Origin of the sequence: Pseudomonas sp. TWR2-1-1 (genome assembly GCF_049897045.1) — a bacterium.
Classification (GTDB): domain Bacteria; phylum Pseudomonadota; class Gammaproteobacteria; order Pseudomonadales; family Pseudomonadaceae; genus Aquipseudomonas; species Aquipseudomonas versuta.
The window spans coordinates 201,858-217,495 of sequence record NZ_JAFCVM010000007.1; the positions used below are offsets into that span (position 1 = coordinate 201,858).

A 15,638-nucleotide genomic window follows, 5' to 3' on the forward strand; every position below is an offset into this window, starting at 1 on the left:
GAGTTCACCATGCCGCGTTTTGCCGCCAACCTGTCCATGCTGTTCACCGAACAGGATTTCCTTGTCCGTTTTCAAGCGGCTGCCAATGCTGGTTTCCACGGCGTTGAATACCTGTTTCCTTACGACTACAGCTCGGCCGAGATCAAGGCCCAGCTCGACGCCAACAAGTTGACCCAGGTGCTGTTCAACCTGCCCGCCGGTGACTGGGCCAAGGGTGAGCGCGGCATTGCCTGCCACCCTGACCGGGTTGCCGAGTTCCGCGCCGGGGTCGACCTGGCCATCGCTTACGCACAAGTACTGGGCAACGATCAGATCAACTGCCTGGCCGGGATCCGCCCCCAGGGCGTGGCAGAAGCCGAGGTTGAAAAAACCCTGGTCAGCAACCTCAAGTACGCGGCCGACAAGCTGCAGGCGGTGGGTATCAAGCTGGTGATGGAGTCGATCAATACCCTCGACATCCCGGGTTTCTACCTGAACAACACCAAGCAGGCACTGGCCATTCAGGACAAGGTCGGCAGTGCCAACCTGTTCTTGCAATACGACATCTACCACATGCAAATCATGGAAGGTGACCTGGCCCGCACGATGCAATCGCACCTGGCGCAGATCAACCATATCCAGCTGGCCGACAACCCGGGGCGCCACGAGCCCGGCACCGGCGAGATCAATTATCGCTACCTGTTCGACCACCTTGACCGTATTGGCTATCAAGGCTGGGTGGGTTGCGAATACAAGCCGCTGACCAGCACCGAAGCCGGTCTGGCGTGGCTCAAAACCCACAACGCGGTTTAAGCGCGACTACGGGTCTTTTGTGGGAGTTGGCTTGCCAGCGATTGGATCGCCCTGCGAAAACGGAAAAACCGCGGCGCCCACATCGCTGGCAAGCCAGCTCCCACGGACCTGCATCAGCTCCAATAACAACAAGAGGATTTGTCATGGCTAAAATCGGATTTATCGGCACCGGCATCATGGGCTCCCCCATGGCCAGCAACCTGCAAAAGGCCGGGCACAGCCTGTTCCTGTCGACCCACCACGGCGCGGCGCCTGCCGACCTGGTGGCCGCTGGCGCGATTGCCCTGGCCAGCCCGCGAGAAGTTGCCCAAGAAGCCGAGTTCATCATCGTCATGGTCCCGGACACCCCGCAGGTCGAAGACGTGCTGTTCAGTGAGGACGGCATCGCCGCAGGCCTGAGCCCGAACAAAGTGGTGATCGACATGAGCTCGATCTCCCCCACCGCCACCAAGGCCTTCGCTGCAAAGATCAATGCCAAGGGCGCGCAATACCTCGACGCGCCGGTCTCCGGTGGTGAAGTCGGGGCCAAGGCCGGCACCTTGAGCATCATGGTCGGCGGCGATGAAACCACCTACACCCGCGCCCTGCCGCTGCTGCAGAGCATGGGCAAAAACATCACCCTGGTCGGCGGCAACGGCGACGGTCAAACCGCCAAAGTGGCGAACCAGATCATCGTCGCGCTGAACATTCAGGCGGTGGCTGAAGCACTGGTGTTTGCGGCCAAAAACGGCGCTGACCCGGCCAAGGTTCGTGAAGCGCTGATGGGCGGTTTTGCCTCCTCGAAGATCCTCGAAGTGCATGGCGAGCGCATGATCAAAGGCACTTTCGATCCGGGATTCCGCATCAGCCTGCACCAGAAAGACCTCAACCTGGCACTGGCCGGTGCCCGCGAACTGGGGATCAACCTGCCCAATACCGCCAACGCGCAACAAGTGTTCAGCACCTGCGCCGCCCTGGGTGGCAGCAACTGGGATCACTCGGCACTGATCAAGGGCCTGGAACACATGGCCAACTTCTCGATTCGCGACAAATAACCCTGAACCACGGTAGTCGCTGATCAGGCACGAAGGCTGCGATGCGGGCCGCAGGACCGCGGAACCGCTCAAGAGCTCGCAGCCTTCGTGCCTCGTCAGCGACTACCCGCACGCGCGCGTGCCACGGAACTCATCATGGGCTCACCTGCTCTCAGTCCCGCTTGCCCAGACTGGGCCACCGCCCTGTGCACGGGCTTCAGTCAGATCTTCTTGCAGCGCCACCCGGTGTGCGGAGTCTTGTGCTTGCTGGCGATTCTGATCAGCGCACCGGGCCTGCTCAGTGGCGCGTTGCTGGGAGGAGTCAGCGGACTCTTGACCGCCCAGCGCCGCGGCTATCCCAAAGCCCAACGCCAGGCCGGCCTCTACAGTTACAACGGCATTCTGCTGGGGATGTTGCTCAGCCATCAGCTGCAGTGGTCAGCCCTCCTGCCGCTGCTGATCATCGCCAGTGCCGGCTTGAGTACCATGCTGATTCACCAGTGGCTAAAACGTACGGCAGACGGGCAAAGTCTGTTGGCCTACACCGCGCCCTTTGTCGGCATGGGCTGGGCTGTGCTGCATCTCAACCCGACTGCGGCGCAGCCCCTGAGCCCCGACACGCTAATGAATAGCCTGACGCTGCTTCAGGCCGTATTCAAAGGCATCGGCCAGGTTATGTTGCTGCAGCATTCCGTGGCCGGGCTGCTGATTGTGACCGGCTTGTGGCTGAGCAGCTGGCGTACCGCAGCCTGGGCACTGACAGGGTCGCTGGCAGGTCTTTTATTCAGTCTGTATCAACAGGAAACGAGCGCGGCGCTCAGCGGGCTTGCCGGCTATAACCCGGTACTGGCCGCCCTGGCGCTGAGCCAGCAGCGACGACGGCCCTGGCTGCCATTGATCGGCATCGTCGTCACTCTGGTGCTGACACCCGGCTTTATTGCCCTGGGGCTGCCACTGTTAACCGCGCCGTTTATTCTCGCCTGCTGGCTGGTGCATGCCAGTGTGCGGGTGCTCAGACCCGCCGCGCCGGAGTCCGAAGAGCAATGCAGGTTGCGCATTGAGCGTTAATCCTTGAACCTTCCGTCATTTGGGGCTCGAGCAACCTACATGAATAACAAGGATTGGCGTCAACGCCTGTACGTCATGGTCTTTCAGGCCGACACGCCGGCCGGCCGGCGCTTTGATACCACACTGCTGCTGATCATCCTGTGCAGCCTGGTGGTGGTGGTGCTGGACAGTATCGACAGCATTCACCGTGACTACGCCGACCTGCTGGCCTACATCGAGTGGGGTTTCACTTTTGTGTTTGCGGTGGAGTACGGCCTGCGCCTGTATTGCTCCCCCAAACCCCTGCGTTACGCCTTCAGCTTCTATGGGCTGGTGGACTTGCTGGCGATCGTGCCCGGCATTCTGGCGATTTATTACAGCGACGCGCAGTACCTGCTGATTATCCGCATCATCCGCATGCTGCGGATTTTCCGGGTGCTCAAACTGGTGCCGTATCTGAGCCAGGCCAATTACCTGCTCTCGGCCCTGCGGGGCAGCAAACAGAAAATCATCGTATTTCTGGTCGGCGTATCGACGCTGGTCACCGTGTTCGGCACCTTGATGTATGTCGTTGAAGGCCCGGAAAACGGCTTTACCAGTATCCCGGTGAGCATCTACTGGGCGATCGTGACGCTGACCACTGTGGGCTACGGTGACATCGTGCCGCAAACGGTGCTCGGACGAATCATTTCGGCCATGGTCATGATCACGGGTTACTCGATCATCGCTGTGCCCACCGGTATCTTTACCGCCGAGCTGGCCAACGCCATGCGCGGCGAGCAACTGGAGCACGACTGCCCTGCATGCAAGAAACAACGTCACGAACAGTCCGCCTCATTTTGCTCGCGCTGTGGCAACGCACTCTTTACTAAAAATGCATAACCAAAGCACTTTTAAATCTTTTAAGGACTATACGCCAGCGACTATAGTCGCTGGCAATTTGCCCCTATTGCTCCCTATAACAAGGAATGCGCAGTGAAAAAACTTTTTAGTGCATCAATCCTGGCCGCCGGCCTGGCCCTTGGCAGCATCGCTCATGCAGCCACCCCGCCGCCGTTGCTAAACGTGTCCTACGACGTAATGCGCGACTTCTACAAGGACTACAACGCCGCCTTCCAGAAACACTGGGAAGCCGAGCATGGCAACAAGCTCAATGTGCAAATGTCCTTCGGCGGTTCGAGCAAACAGGCCCGATCGGTGATTGATGGCCTGCCGGCTGACGTGATCACCATGAACATGGCCACCGACATCAACGCCCTGGCGGACAACGGCCAACTGGTCCCGCAAAACTGGGTCACCCGCCTGCCGGACAACAGCGCACCCTTCACTTCCGCCACCGTGTTTATCGTGCGCAAGGGCAACCCCAAAGCCCTGAAAGACTGGCCGGACCTGCTCAAGGACGGCGTGCAAGTGATAGTGCCCAACCCGAAAACCTCGGGTAACGGGCGCTACACCTTCCTCTCGGCCTGGGGCTACGTGCTGAAAAACGGCGGCGATGAAACCAAGGCCAAAGAGTTCGTCGGCAAACTGTTCAAGCAAGCCCCTGTGCTGGACACCGGCGGCCGTGCAGCCACCACCACCTTTATGACCAACCAGATCGGCGACGTACTGGTGACCTTCGAAAACGAAGCTGAAATGATTGCCCGTGAATTTGGTCGCGACCAGTTCGAAGTGATCTACCCGAGCGTGTCGGCCGAAGCCGAGCCGCCAGTGACCGTCGTCGACAAGGTAGTGGACAAAAAAGGCACCCGCGCAACGGCCGAAGAGTACCTGAAGTACCTGTGGTCGCCAGAAGGCCAGGAAATTGCGGCTAAAAACTACCTGCGTCCACGGGACAAGGCAGTACTGGCCAAGTACGACGACCGTTTCCCGAAAGTCGATTTCCTGTCGGTTGAAAAAACCTTCGGCGACTGGCGCGACGTGCAGAAAAAGTACTTCAACGACGGTGGCGTGTTCGACCAGATCTACAACGGTCAATAACCCCCACCCACACCTGCAGGAGCAATCTTGTCTGTAGGAGCGAGCTTGCTCGCGAGCTTTTTCAACGCCACAACTGAGAGCTCGCGAGCGAGCTCGCTCCTACAGGTGGGTTCGCGCCCACACCACAGCTGTACAAAAACACAGTAAAAACAGTTGCCCTTCAGCCATTCTCTGCCATGCTGTGCACATTCTGCGCGGCATGATGAATGAGTGGAGCTATGCGGCTGTTTCTGTGTGAAAAACCTTCCCAGGCCAAAGATATTGCTGCCGTGCTCGGTGCCAGCCGACGCGGTGATGGCTGCTGGGTGGGCCCCGCTGTCACCGTTACCTGGTGCATTGGCCACTTGCTCGAAACCGCCCCGCCCGATGCCTACGATGAGCGCTACAAGCGCTGGGTGCTGGCCGACCTGCCGATCATTCCCGAAAAGTGGAAAATGCGCGTCAAACCCAAAACCGCCAGCCAGTTCAAGGCCGTCAAGCGCCTGCTCGGTGAAGCCAGCGAACTGGTGATCGCCACCGACGCCGATCGCGAAGGCGAAATGATCGCCCGTGAACTGGTCGAACACTGCCGCTACCGCGGGCCGATCCAGCGCCTGTGGCTGTCAGCCCTGGATGACGCATCCATTCGCAAGGCCCTGGCCGCCCTCAAGCCGGGCAGCGAAACCTTCAACCTCTACCATTCGGCCCTGGGCCGCTCGCGGGCCGACTGGCTGATCGGGATGAACATGAGCCGCCTGTTCACCCTGCTCGGGCGCCAGTCCGGCTATCAGGGCGTACTGCCGGTGGGCCGGGTACAAACCCCGACCCTGCGCCTGGTGGTCGACCGCGATCGCAGCATCAGTGACTTTGTGCCCGTGGCGTACTGGGCCATAGACGTGCAGCTCAAACACGACGGCCAGCTGTTTACTGCGCAATGGCGGGCCGATCCCGACACCTGCGACGATCAGGATCGCTGCCTCAATCAGGCCCATGCACAACAGGCCGCCAACGCCATCAACAGCGCCGGCAGTGCCCGGGTGAGCAAGCTGCGTACCGAACGCATGCGTGAAGTCGCACCACTGCCATTCGACCTCGGCACGCTGCAAGAAGTGTGTTCGAAAAAGCTCGGCCTCGGCGCCCAGGAAACCCTGGACATCGCCCAGGCGCTGTACGAAACCTACAAGGTCGTCACCTACCCGCGCAGCGACTGTGGCTACCTGCCGCAAAGCCAGCACGCCGAAGCAGCATCTATTCTGGCGGCCCTGCAGCAAGCCGACCCGTCACTGGCACCGCTGGCCGGACACCTCGACCCGCAACGCCGCTCCCGGGCCTGGAACGACGCCAAAGTCAGTGCCCACCACGGCATCATTCCCACAGCAGCGGCGAAAAATCTGGAGCGCCTGACGGGCAAGCACCGCGCGGTGTATACCCTGATTCGCGCACGCTATCTGGCGCAGTTCCTGCCCAACCACGAATACGACCGCACCCAGGCTGACTTCGATTGCGCCGGCCAGGCGCTGCGCGCCGTGGGCAAGCAAATTGTCGAACCCGGCTGGAAACGCGCCCTGCCCGAAGCCCTCGCGCCGGCCAAGGGCCGCGAAGCCCCCGCCCCGCAACCCTTGCCGATCCTGCGCGAGGGCCTGGACTGCGCAATTGCCAACGTCCACCTCAAAGACCTGTGGACCCAGCCACCCAAGCCTTTCACCGAAGGCGACCTGATCAAGGCGATGAAAAACGTCGCCAAACTGGTGCAGGACCCGCTGCTCAAACAAAAGCTCAAGGACACCACCGGCATTGGCACCGAGGCCACCCGCGCCGGGATCATTCAGGGCCTGCTGGATCGTGGCTACCTGATCAAGAATGGCAAGGCGCTGGCCGCCACTGCACCGGCCTTCAGCCTGATCGACGCGGTGCCCCGCGCCATCGCCGACCCCGGCACCACGGCCATCTGGGAGCAAGCGCTGGACATGGTGCAAAGCGGCGAAATGACCCTGGAAACCTTCGTCGCCAAGCAGGCGGCGTGGATGAGCAAACATATCGCCCGCTGCAGTGGCATGACCATGACCATCAGCGGCCCCGCCAGCCCGGCGGGCGCTGCCCCGGCGTGGAAGAAAAAGCGTAAGGGGCCGCCCGCCAAGGCAAAGCCAAAACGGGCGGTGAAAGCTAAAAGCACCTGAGCCGGTGGCTGGCGGTCAAAGCGTCAGTGAGCCGTTAATACAGGTCACTGCGGCGCCGCCGACCCAGATATCGTCGCCGACTTTCTCAATCGACACTCGCCCTTCGCGGCCCATGGCCGTGCCCTGGCTGGCCACATAGCGCGACGGAGCAATACCCTCGGCAATCAACCATTGCGCCAGCCCGGCATTCAGGCTGCCAGTCACCGGATCTTCCGACATGCCGTCGCCAGCAACGAAGGCTCGCACTTCAAATTGCGCCTGCGTGCCATCGCGCTCGGGGTTCCAGGGGGCGACTACGCCGACCACCCGATTGTGCAACTGTGAAAAGTCCGGCTTCAGCGCCAGCACCTGTTCGCGGTCACGCAGCAGCAACCCCAGCCAGCCGGGACCATTGTCGATCCAGCGCGCCTGCACCACCGCTTGGGTTTCGATTCCCAGGCCCTTGCAGATGCCTTGCAGCAGTTCGTCATCCAGGGCTTCGTCGCGCAGCAGAGGCGGCGCCGTGAAAGCGAGCTGGCCATTCTGACGACGGACCCGGATCAGGCCCACGGCGCATTCCTGGATGATTTCTGCACCCCGCGGCTTGCCGCCGGCTTCCAGCCAGGCATGGCAACTGCCCAGGGTCGGGTGCCCGGCGAATGGCAGCTCCCGCAGGGTGGTGAAAATTCGCAGGCGGTAATCGGCCTCCGGGTTTTGTGGTTTGAGGACAAAAGTGGTTTCACTCAGATTGGTCCAGCGCGCAAAGTCAGCCATTTGCTGATCGGTCAGACTGTCAGCGTTCAACACCACTGCCACCGGGTTGCCTTTGAGGGCAACCGTGCTGAAAACATCCACTTGTTTGAATTCAAATTGGCTCACTGCGACCTCCTGTTTTCGAGTAAACCGCAGCCTAGCATGCCCCCCGTACTGTAGGAGCGAGCTTGCTCGCGAGCTTTTACACGCAGCAACAAAAAGCTCGCGAGCAAGCTCGCTCCTACAGGGTTAATGGCAAACCCGTATCATCGCTGCAGATCTAACTCAGGAGCACACCATGACTGCACGTACCTTCCTCATCACCGGTGCCAGCAAAGGCATCGGCCGCGCTCTGGCCACCTTTCTCGCACAGGCCGGGCACAACGTGGTGGGCATCGCCCGCAATGCCGATGATCCAACCTTTCCCGGCACCCTGGTGGCGCTGGACCTGGCTGACCGCGAACGCAGCGCACAGGTGCTCAAGGAACTCAGCGAACGCTTTGCGTTTGACGGGCTGGTCAATAACGTCGGGCTGGTTCGCCCTCAGGCATTGGGGGAGATCGATCTGGATGCGTTTGATGACGTGATGCGGGTCAACCTGCATTCGGCGTTGCAAGCCACCCAGGCGTTGCTGCCTGGCATGCGTGCCCGGGGCTGGGGCCGGATTGTAAATATTTCTAGCCTGACGGTGCTGGGTATCGCTCAACGAACCGCCTATGCCGCCGCTAAAGCCGCACTGGTCAGCTTCACCCGCTCCTGGGCGCTGGAGCTGGCGCAAACCGGGATCACCGTGAACGCCGTCGCCCCCGGCCCTACCGAAACCGAACTGTTCCGCGCCAATAACCCGCCGGGCTCGGCAGGCGAAGCCCGCTATCTGGCCGGGGTGCCGATGGCACGTCTGGGACAGCCCGAGGAAATCGCCTCGGCGATTGCCTTCCTGCTTTCAGAGAACAGCGGCTTCATCACCGGCCAGACCCTGTTTGTCGATGGCGGCGCATCAATCGGCAAGGCAGCGTTCTAAACCGCGGGCGGGCAAGCACATGGCGCTTGCCCGCCACGGACCGGTTTACACCAGGTCCGTACCGTCACGTTTGGCCTTGCGCATATCGCGGAACACGCTGACACACAGGGTGATCATCACGCCCGCCGCGATCAGCGGCCAGATCAAGACATAAAGGGTTAACGCGTAGCTGGACATGGGGAGTCTCCTTGTTCAATCACTGGTGTGTCTGATGCTTGGGGGTCAGCGTTGTGGAAGGCCACCACGCGCTCATTGATGCAATCAAAATCAAAGCTTTGGTTGGACATCAAACTCACCAGCACACAAACCACGGTGCTGATGCCATAGGCGGTGAGCGAGCTGAGCAGTACCGGGTAATCGCGCAAAAAGCCGAAGGCAAAGGGTGCAAGCACCAGGAAGGCAAGCCCGCCCAGAGTGAAGCCGACTTTGCGGCCGAAGAACCCGAAGGCCATCAAACCTATGACGACCCCGCCACCGACCGATGCAAACAACTCGAAGAACAGTGCAACCACGCCTTGCAGTTCGAGCAGCTCGAAGCGCGCTACCAGGAACATGACAAAACCGGCAATGGCTGCACTGGTAAACGCGGCATTGGTAATGCGCCCCCAGTACAGGCTGGCGATAACCGGAAACACGATGGCGCCCCACAGTGCGCCGACAAAAATCAGCATGGTCAGGATGTCCAGCTTGAGGCTGGCGAAAACCACCGCGAGCATCGTCGCCACCACCATGGTCATGCGCCCGACGAACAGCATGGTCTTGGGATCGGGTTTGCCCTTGGCCAGATTTTTGCCATACACGTCGGTCATCACCAGTGCCGACAAGGCCGACAGATCCAAATCGGCGGTCGAGGACAGCGAGCCGATTACCATGATGAAAAACAGCCCGACAGCAAACGGCGGCAAATAGGTCGAGGCCATTTGCGGGATCAGGTTGTTAAGGTCGCCGTCCACCGGTTGCACCCCGGCCAGCAATGCCAAAAAGCCCAGCATGCCAAGGCCGATGACAATCGAGGCATAGCCGATGGTGGCCGTGACAAAGGTCGACTTCATCAGGTCTTCACGCACCGCAAACAGGCGCTGGGCGATGGTCTGGTTGCCAATGGCGTACGCCAGCACCGCAACAAAATACGGTGCACCCTGTTCCAGAATCGCGGTTTTCGAGTAAAAGCTCGCCTGTTCGGCGGAAATGTTCGGCATGCCCTGGGCAAATAATTCCGGCCCCCCGAGCTGGAAGAAAATAATCGGAATAATCACCACAGCCGCGAAGATCATGGCAATCAGCTGACCGAAATCCGTCAGTACCGAAGAGCGAAAACCCGACCAGATGGTGTAGCCCAGGATCCCGCAGCCTGCGATCAAGACCCCGTGGATAAAGCTCAACGGCGACAGCACGGCTACCAGCGCGCCGGCAGCGGTGAAGTTGACCATCAGGCTGATCATGCTCCCGACAATGTTGGAACCCGCCAGGATCATCTGGCTGGAGCGCCCGTGCCGGGCGTGCATGATTTCCGCCAGGGTATGGGCCTTGGGTGCCAGCTCGCGAAAACGCCGGCCGAAGGGGTAGATAAACAGAATCATCAACGCCCCCCAGAAGCCGTAATGCAGAGCGCCCGAAAGACCGAACTTGTAGCCGGAGCTGGCAGCGGCGTAGAACGATGCCGCCCAGATCCAGGTGGCGGTCATGCTGGCAGCCGCCATGCCGAAGCCAATCGAGTTATTGGAGACCATATAGCCGTCGACGTTTTCTTCCTTGCGTCCAACGCGCAACGACACCAGAAAGGTCAGGCCATAGAAACAGAACAGAAGCAGCAACACGGTGGGGGTGGAAAGTTGAAACATTCCTTTCTCCTTTTTATGTGCGCCACAGTCGTCACAGTCGCAACGAAAGGCCAATAAAGGCAGGCGCAAAACAACCCGGGTTTCCTGACAGGCAGGCAGCGACGGACAGCGGTCCGCTGGGATGTTTTCATGAAGGCTGACAAGAGACGGGACGCAAAGGGCGACCCAGGTCCGAAGGTAAAGCGTGCGCCAGCACGTTGAACCTTGTGCTTGCAGCAATGGCCGGCAGTTGCCGGAAGATGAGTCGTTATCAAAGGCACGAGGCCCGACACGAACAGCCAAGGACTATACAGCCTTGGGGCGGGGATTGCTGGTTGCAGTCCCACGAACAAAAACGGCGACCTGAGGGTCGCCGTTTTTTAAATCACTTGAACTGCCGGCTCAACCCCGGCGGAACGCCGCTGGTGTCGGTCTCCTCCCACGGGCCGTTGGGGCTGACTGCACGGCTCCAGCCATTGTCCCAGCGATAGTAGGCGCGCTGGCGGTAGAAGATGTTGGTCTGGTCATCCAGTACATAGACACCCATGCGCGCATCCCAATGGCTCGGGCCTCCGGGTGGTGGCGCGAAGGTGGCCGAGGTCCGTGGCACAGGCTTGGGCGGCTTGGGGATGGGCATTTGCGGCAGCGGCTGGCCCGAAGGCTGCGTCGACGGCTGGGGTACCGGCGCTGACGGCGTTGACGGTTCATAAGGCTGATGAACCGCACAGGCGCTGAGGCCTAAAACCAGACTGAGTACAGTGATACGTACAAGGACGGCCATGGAGAATTCTCTTGTCGTTGATTGCCCGTAGGAGCGAGCTTGCTCGCGAGCTTTTCGTTGCCGCTTTGAAAAGCTCGCGAGCAAGCTCGCTCCTACAGGTTCCCGGTTATTTGTCCGGGCTGTCGATGGTCAGCTGTTGCAGCTCCCGGGTGCTGCTGGACAGCGGTTTGCCACGCCCTACCCACTCGCCGGCGGTTGGCTGACCGGCGCGGGAGATGCGTGCCATCAGTTGGACTTCAGGAAAGTTGGACAGTTTCAATTGCGCCATCATTGCGTCAGCATCGCCCAGTTCAACGGTGATCGGCAGGTCGGCCACGGTTACGCGCTTGACCGCCAACGGTGCCGGTGGCCCCGATACGGCGCGGGCAAAGATGAACACGCTGTCACCCGGCAAGACCTGGGCCTTGATTGCATCAGCCAGATCGACACTGACCTTGATCGAGGCCTGGGCCTTGGCCACAGGGGCCTCTTCGACTTTGCCACCGCTGGCCAGCAACTGCTGGCGGGCACGTTCGATGCCACCTTCAAGCGCTTCACGGGACTTGTCACCCTCCGGCAACTCGTTCAGCAGGCGCTGCCAGTAGGTGATGGCTTCCTGGTAACGCTTGCCTTCAAAGGCCGCGATGCCCAGCAGGCCGAGGCTGGTGACTTCTTTCGGATCGGCCTTCAGGGCTTCGTCGGTCAGCGCCTGGGTCTTGTCGCTCCACTGCTTGTCATCGGCAAAGTACTGCGCCTGGGCCCACTGGCCCAGCAACTCCGGCTGACGGCCAGCCAGGGCCACGGTGCGCTCGAACACCTTCGCCGCGTCGCCCGGACGGTTTTGCGCCATATAGGCACGCCCCAGGAAATACAAACCCTCGGCCGAGTCCGGCTGCGCCGCCGCAGCTCGCTCCAGACGCGCGACCATTTCTTCAAGGGATTGCGGCGGCTGAGAAAACTCGGTGGTCAGCTCGACCTTGTCGCTGGAGCCGTAATGCAGATACAGGCCCAGACCCAATACCGGAACCATGATTGCCGCCAGCAAGGGCAACGCTTTACCCAGGCTGGAAACCCGCGCCGGGGCCACGCCTTCGGTATCTGCCAACAATTCGCGGGCGGCTTCGGCGCGCCCGGTTTCAAGCTGCTCAGGGCTCAAGACCCCTTCCTCAAGCTGCTCCTGCAACTCGGCCAGGCGTTCCTGATACAACGCAACATTGAGCGCGGTACGGTCTTCCTCACGCTGGGCACGGCGCCCGCGCAGTACCGGAATCAATAAAAAACTGAGGGCAATGAGCAGCATCAAGCCTGCTGCGAGCCAGAAATCAATCATCTTTGGTTTTATCCAGCAAAGTGTCGAGGCGCTGACGCTCCTCGACGGAAAGTGTGTCCGAGCCTGCAGCCTGCGGGGCACGACGACGGCGACCGACAATCACGCCGATCAGCACCAGGCCGCCGAGCAGCAAGGCGAACGGGCCAAACCAGAGCACGGCGGTCTTGCTGGTCAGGGCCGGCTTGTAGAGCACGAAATCGCCATAGCGCGCGACCATGAAATCGAGGATCTGCTGATTGTCCTTGCCCTCGCCCAGCATGCGGTAGATCTCGCGCCGCAGATCAGTGGCGATCGGTGCATTGGAATCGGCAATGTCCTGATTCTGGCACTTGGGGCAACGCAGTTCCTGGGTCAGCTCGCGAAAACGCGCGCGTTCGGCGTCATTGGCAAACTCATAGGTATCGATAGCCGCGTGGGCCACGCCGCTCAGGGCCAGGCCCAGAGTGACTGCTGCTAACCAGCGCTTCATGGCTTGGCCTCATCGACCAGCGCCTGATAGCGGCTGGCCAGTTGTTCGCGCCACACGGTTTCATCGATCACGCCGACAAACTTGTGGCGAATGATGCCCTTGCTGTCGATCAGGAAGGTCTCTGGCGCACCGTATACGCCGAGGTTCAGGCCCAGCGAGCCGTCTGCATCGTTGATATCCAGTTGGTAGGGATTGTGAAAATCCTTGAGCCATTTTTTCGCGTCGGCATTCACGTCCTTGTAGTTGACGCCGTAAATCACCACGCCCTGCTCGGCCAGTTTGGTCAGCACCGGGTGCTCGACCCGGCACGAAATGCACCAGGTGGCCCACACGTTGACCAGCGCAGGTTTGCCCTTGAGGTCGGCCTCGGTCAGGGTCTTGTCTCCCTCCACCGAAGGCAGGCTGAACGCCGGGAACGGTTTGTCGATCATTGCCGAGGGCAGCTCGGTGGGGTCCAGGTACAGGCCTTTGTAGAGAAACCACGCCATGCCCAGGAACACGGCCAGCGGAACCAGCATCAACCAGCGCTTCATACGGTGGCTCCTGTCATGCCCAATGCGTCACGCACGCGGCTTTTAACCTTGACCCGATAACGCCGGTCCATGGCTGCCAGCAAACCGCCCAGACCGGTGAGCAGGCCGCCGAACCAGATCCAGCGCACGAACGGTTTGACATGTACCCGCACGGCCCATGCACCGTTATCCAGCGGTTCACCCAGTGCCACGTAGAGGTCACGGGTAAAACCGGCGTCGATCCCGGCTTCGGTCATCATTGAGTTCTGTACCGTGTACAGGCGTTTTTCCGGGTGCAGCACGCTGACTTCCTTGCCGTTACGGATCACCCGCACGGTGCCTTTGTCTGATGTGAAGTTAGGACCCTGATAATGCTTGGCACCTTCAAAAATGAAGTGATAACCACCCAGCTCCATCGACTCGCCCGGCGCCAGGCGCAAATCGCGCTCGGCACTGTTCTGGCTCGACAGCACCACGCCCAGCGCGCAGACCGCGATCCCCAGGTGGGCAAGTTGCATGCCCCAGTAGCTGCGGGTCAGGCTGCGCATGCCTTTGATCAGGCCTTTGTGACGGGTTTTGTCACCAATGTCGCGCACCCCGGCCAGCAGCACCCAGGCTGCCAGCATAAAGGTGGTGATTACCGCCCAGTTGAAGTCGCCATAGGCCAGGCCGGCAATCGCTGCCAATGCCGCGCTGCCCAGCAGGACCGGGGTCAGCATGCTCAACAGCCATTTGACCGGGGTGTCTTTCCAGCGCACCAGCATGCCGACTGCCATTACCACCATCAGCAAGCCCATCAACGGAATGAACATGGCGTTGAAATACGGCGGGCCGACCGACATCTTGGCGCCACTGATGGCGTCCAGAATCAGCGGATACAAGGTGCCCAGCAGAATCATCGATGCGGCCACCACCAGCACCAGGTTGTTGCCCAGCAGCAAGGTTTCGCGTGACCACAGCTTGAAACTGACGTGGCTTTTAACCACCGGTGCGCGCAGCGCAAACAGGGTCAACGAACCGCCCACTACAAACAGCAGGAAAATCAGGATGAATACCCCGCGCTCGGGGTCGGAGGCGAACGCGTGAACCGACGTCAGTACGCCGGAACGCACCAGGAAAGTCCCCAGCAGGCTCAACGAAAAGGCGGCAATCGCCAGCAACACGGTCCAGCTTTTGAACACACCGCGTTTTTCGGTCACGGCCAGCGAGTGAATCAGCGCAGTACCCACCAGCCACGGCATGAACGAGGCGTTTTCAACCGGGTCCCAGAACCACCAGCCGCCCCAGCCAAGTTCGTAGTAAGCCCACCACGAACCCAGGGTGATACCGATACCGAGAAAGGCCCAGGCAACGATGGTCCACGGGCGCGACCAGCGTGCCCAGGCAGCGTCCAGCCGACCGCCGAGCAAAGCGGCAATAGCGAAGGCAAAGGCCACCGAGAAACCGACATAACCCATGTACAGCATCGGCGGGTGAACGATCAGACCGATGTCTTGCAGCAGCGGGTTAAGGTCATTGCCGTTAGCAGGAATTTGCGGAAGCAGACGTACGAACGGGTTCGAAGTCATGATCAGGAACAGCAGGAAGCCGATGCTGATCATGCCCATGATGGCGAGTACCCGCGCGAGCATCACTTGCGGCAACTGGCGCGAGAAGATCGACACGGCGAAGGTCCAGCCGCCCAGAATCATCGCCCACAACAACAGCGAACCTTCGTGGGCGCCCCACACGGCGCTGAACTTGTAGTACCAGGGCAGCGCACTGTTGGAGTTGCTGGCTACGTACGCCACCGAGAAGTCATCGCTCATAAAGGCGTAAGTCAGGCAGCCGAACGAAAACAGCAAGAAGGCAAACTGCCCCCAGGCGGCAGGTTGCGCCAGGCTCATCCACAACTTGTCGCCGCGCCAGGCACCCAGCAGCGGCACGATGGCCTGCACGATGGCAAAGCACAGGGCCAGAATCATGGCCAGCTGGCCTAATTCCGGAATAAACAGTCCAAACGTCAT

General features: G+C 60.6%; 15 protein-coding genes. 7 read left to right on the top strand and 8 right to left on the bottom strand.

The genetic code is table 11. From position 1 onward, the window contains the following. Window positions 1-9: 9 nt before the first annotated feature. From hyi to ACP7BO_RS18560, 6 genes are all read left to right on the top strand, one after another. Complete coding sequence (gene hyi / locus ACP7BO_RS18535; RefSeq protein WP_397454280.1) at window positions 10-792, top strand: hydroxypyruvate isomerase; 783 nt, start codon at window positions 10-12, stop codon at window positions 790-792. 143 nt (window positions 793-935) lie between these two features. Then, on the top strand, window positions 936-1,826 hold the full coding sequence (locus ACP7BO_RS18540) for a 2-hydroxy-3-oxopropionate reductase (RefSeq protein ID WP_426211983.1): 891 nt from the start codon (window positions 936-938) through the stop codon (window positions 1,824-1,826). Window positions 1,827-1,961: 135 nt separating this feature from the next. Then, window positions 1,962-2,873: an urea transporter gene (locus ACP7BO_RS18545; RefSeq protein WP_426211985.1), complete on the top strand. Its 912-nt coding sequence runs from the start codon at window positions 1,962-1,964 to the stop codon at window positions 2,871-2,873. Window positions 2,874-2,912: 39 nt separating this feature from the next. Next, a complete protein-coding gene (locus ACP7BO_RS18550; RefSeq protein WP_060693787.1) occupies window positions 2,913-3,734 on the top strand; it encodes an ion transporter in 822 nt (273 codons plus the stop codon). A gap of 93 nt (window positions 3,735-3,827) precedes the next feature. Beyond that, window positions 3,828-4,832, top strand: a complete 1,005-nt coding sequence (locus tag ACP7BO_RS18555) for a sulfate ABC transporter substrate-binding protein (protein ID WP_060693789.1) — start codon at window positions 3,828-3,830, stop codon at window positions 4,830-4,832. A 218-nt stretch (window positions 4,833-5,050) separates the two neighbouring features. Then, on the top strand, window positions 5,051-6,988 hold the full coding sequence (locus ACP7BO_RS18560) for a DNA topoisomerase III (RefSeq protein WP_426211988.1): 1,938 nt from the start codon (window positions 5,051-5,053) through the stop codon (window positions 6,986-6,988). 15 nt (window positions 6,989-7,003) lie between these two features. Here the strand turns inward: ACP7BO_RS18560 and ACP7BO_RS18565 are convergent, their stop codons facing one another. Further along, a complete protein-coding gene (locus tag ACP7BO_RS18565; protein ID WP_426211990.1) occupies window positions 7,004-7,846 on the bottom strand; it encodes a PhzF family phenazine biosynthesis protein in 843 nt (280 codons plus the stop codon). 172 nt (window positions 7,847-8,018) lie between these two features. Between ACP7BO_RS18565 and ACP7BO_RS18570 the strand changes: the two genes are divergently transcribed. Further along, complete coding sequence (locus tag ACP7BO_RS18570) at window positions 8,019-8,741, top strand: SDR family oxidoreductase (RefSeq protein WP_426211992.1); 723 nt, start codon at window positions 8,019-8,021, stop codon at window positions 8,739-8,741. A 45-nt stretch (window positions 8,742-8,786) separates the two neighbouring features. On the opposite strand, the gene ACP7BO_RS18575 is transcribed toward ACP7BO_RS18570, so the two are convergent. The 7 genes from ACP7BO_RS18575 to ACP7BO_RS18605 form a co-directional block, all read right to left on the bottom strand. Beyond that, window positions 8,787-8,918: a putative transporter small subunit gene (locus ACP7BO_RS18575; protein WP_397454288.1), complete on the bottom strand. Its 132-nt coding sequence runs from the start codon at window positions 8,916-8,918 to the stop codon at window positions 8,787-8,789. Beyond that, window positions 8,900-10,582, bottom strand: coding sequence for a sodium:solute symporter family protein (locus tag ACP7BO_RS18580; RefSeq protein ID WP_426211994.1), 1,683 nt, complete (start codon window positions 10,580-10,582; stop codon window positions 8,900-8,902). The genes ACP7BO_RS18575 and ACP7BO_RS18580 overlap by 19 nt, the downstream gene beginning before the upstream one ends. A 364-nt stretch (window positions 10,583-10,946) precedes the next feature. Next, entirely contained in the window at window positions 10,947-11,342 is a 396-nt protein-coding gene (locus ACP7BO_RS18585; protein ID WP_060693800.1) for a hypothetical protein, read from the bottom strand. A gap of 106 nt (window positions 11,343-11,448) precedes the next feature. Next, on the bottom strand, window positions 11,449-12,651 hold the full coding sequence (gene ccmI, locus ACP7BO_RS18590) for a c-type cytochrome biogenesis protein CcmI (protein ID WP_426211997.1): 1,203 nt from the start codon (window positions 12,649-12,651) through the stop codon (window positions 11,449-11,451). Further along, complete coding sequence (locus ACP7BO_RS18595; protein ID WP_426211999.1) at window positions 12,644-13,120, bottom strand: cytochrome c-type biogenesis protein; 477 nt, start codon at window positions 13,118-13,120, stop codon at window positions 12,644-12,646. Before ACP7BO_RS18595 ends, ccmI begins: the two co-directional genes overlap by 8 nt. Next, window positions 13,117-13,653: a DsbE family thiol:disulfide interchange protein gene (locus tag ACP7BO_RS18600; RefSeq protein ID WP_426212001.1), complete on the bottom strand. Its 537-nt coding sequence runs from the start codon at window positions 13,651-13,653 to the stop codon at window positions 13,117-13,119. Before ACP7BO_RS18600 ends, ACP7BO_RS18595 begins: the two co-directional genes overlap by 4 nt. Next, a complete protein-coding gene (locus tag ACP7BO_RS18605) occupies window positions 13,650-15,638 on the bottom strand; it encodes a heme lyase CcmF/NrfE family subunit (RefSeq protein ID WP_397454294.1) in 1,989 nt (662 codons plus the stop codon). The genes ACP7BO_RS18600 and ACP7BO_RS18605 overlap by 4 nt, the downstream gene beginning before the upstream one ends.

Excerpts from the sequence above, each read along its gene's own strand:
- hyi (WP_397454280.1), top strand. The coding sequence starts at position 10 with ATGCCGCGTTTTGCCGCCAACCTGTCCATGCTGTTCACCGAACAGGAT.
- ACP7BO_RS18540 (WP_426211983.1), top strand. The coding sequence starts at position 936 with ATGGCTAAAATCGGATTTATCGGCACCGGCATCATGGGCTCCCCCATG.
- ACP7BO_RS18545 (WP_426211985.1), top strand. The coding sequence starts at position 1,962 with ATGGGCTCACCTGCTCTCAGTCCCGCTTGCCCAGACTGGGCCACCGCC.
- ACP7BO_RS18550 (WP_060693787.1), top strand. The coding sequence starts at position 2,913 with ATGAATAACAAGGATTGGCGTCAACGCCTGTACGTCATGGTCTTTCAG.
- ACP7BO_RS18560 (WP_426211988.1), top strand. The coding sequence starts at position 5,051 with ATGCGGCTGTTTCTGTGTGAAAAACCTTCCCAGGCCAAAGATATTGCT.
- ACP7BO_RS18570 (WP_426211992.1), top strand. The coding sequence starts at position 8,019 with ATGACTGCACGTACCTTCCTCATCACCGGTGCCAGCAAAGGCATCGGC.
- ACP7BO_RS18575 (WP_397454288.1), bottom strand. The coding sequence starts at position 8,918 with ATGTCCAGCTACGCGTTAACCCTTTATGTCTTGATCTGGCCGCTGATC.
- ACP7BO_RS18580 (WP_426211994.1), bottom strand. The coding sequence starts at position 10,582 with ATGTTTCAACTTTCCACCCCCACCGTGTTGCTGCTTCTGTTCTGTTTC.
- ACP7BO_RS18585 (WP_060693800.1), bottom strand. The coding sequence starts at position 11,342 with ATGGCCGTCCTTGTACGTATCACTGTACTCAGTCTGGTTTTAGGCCTC.
- ccmI (WP_426211997.1), bottom strand. The coding sequence starts at position 12,651 with ATGATTGATTTCTGGCTCGCAGCAGGCTTGATGCTGCTCATTGCCCTC.
- ACP7BO_RS18595 (WP_426211999.1), bottom strand. The coding sequence starts at position 13,120 with ATGAAGCGCTGGTTAGCAGCAGTCACTCTGGGCCTGGCCCTGAGCGGC.
- ACP7BO_RS18600 (WP_426212001.1), bottom strand. The coding sequence starts at position 13,653 with ATGAAGCGCTGGTTGATGCTGGTTCCGCTGGCCGTGTTCCTGGGCATG.
- ACP7BO_RS18605 (WP_397454294.1), bottom strand. The coding sequence starts at position 15,638 with ATGACGTTTGGACTGTTTATTCCGGAATTAGGCCAGCTGGCCATGATT.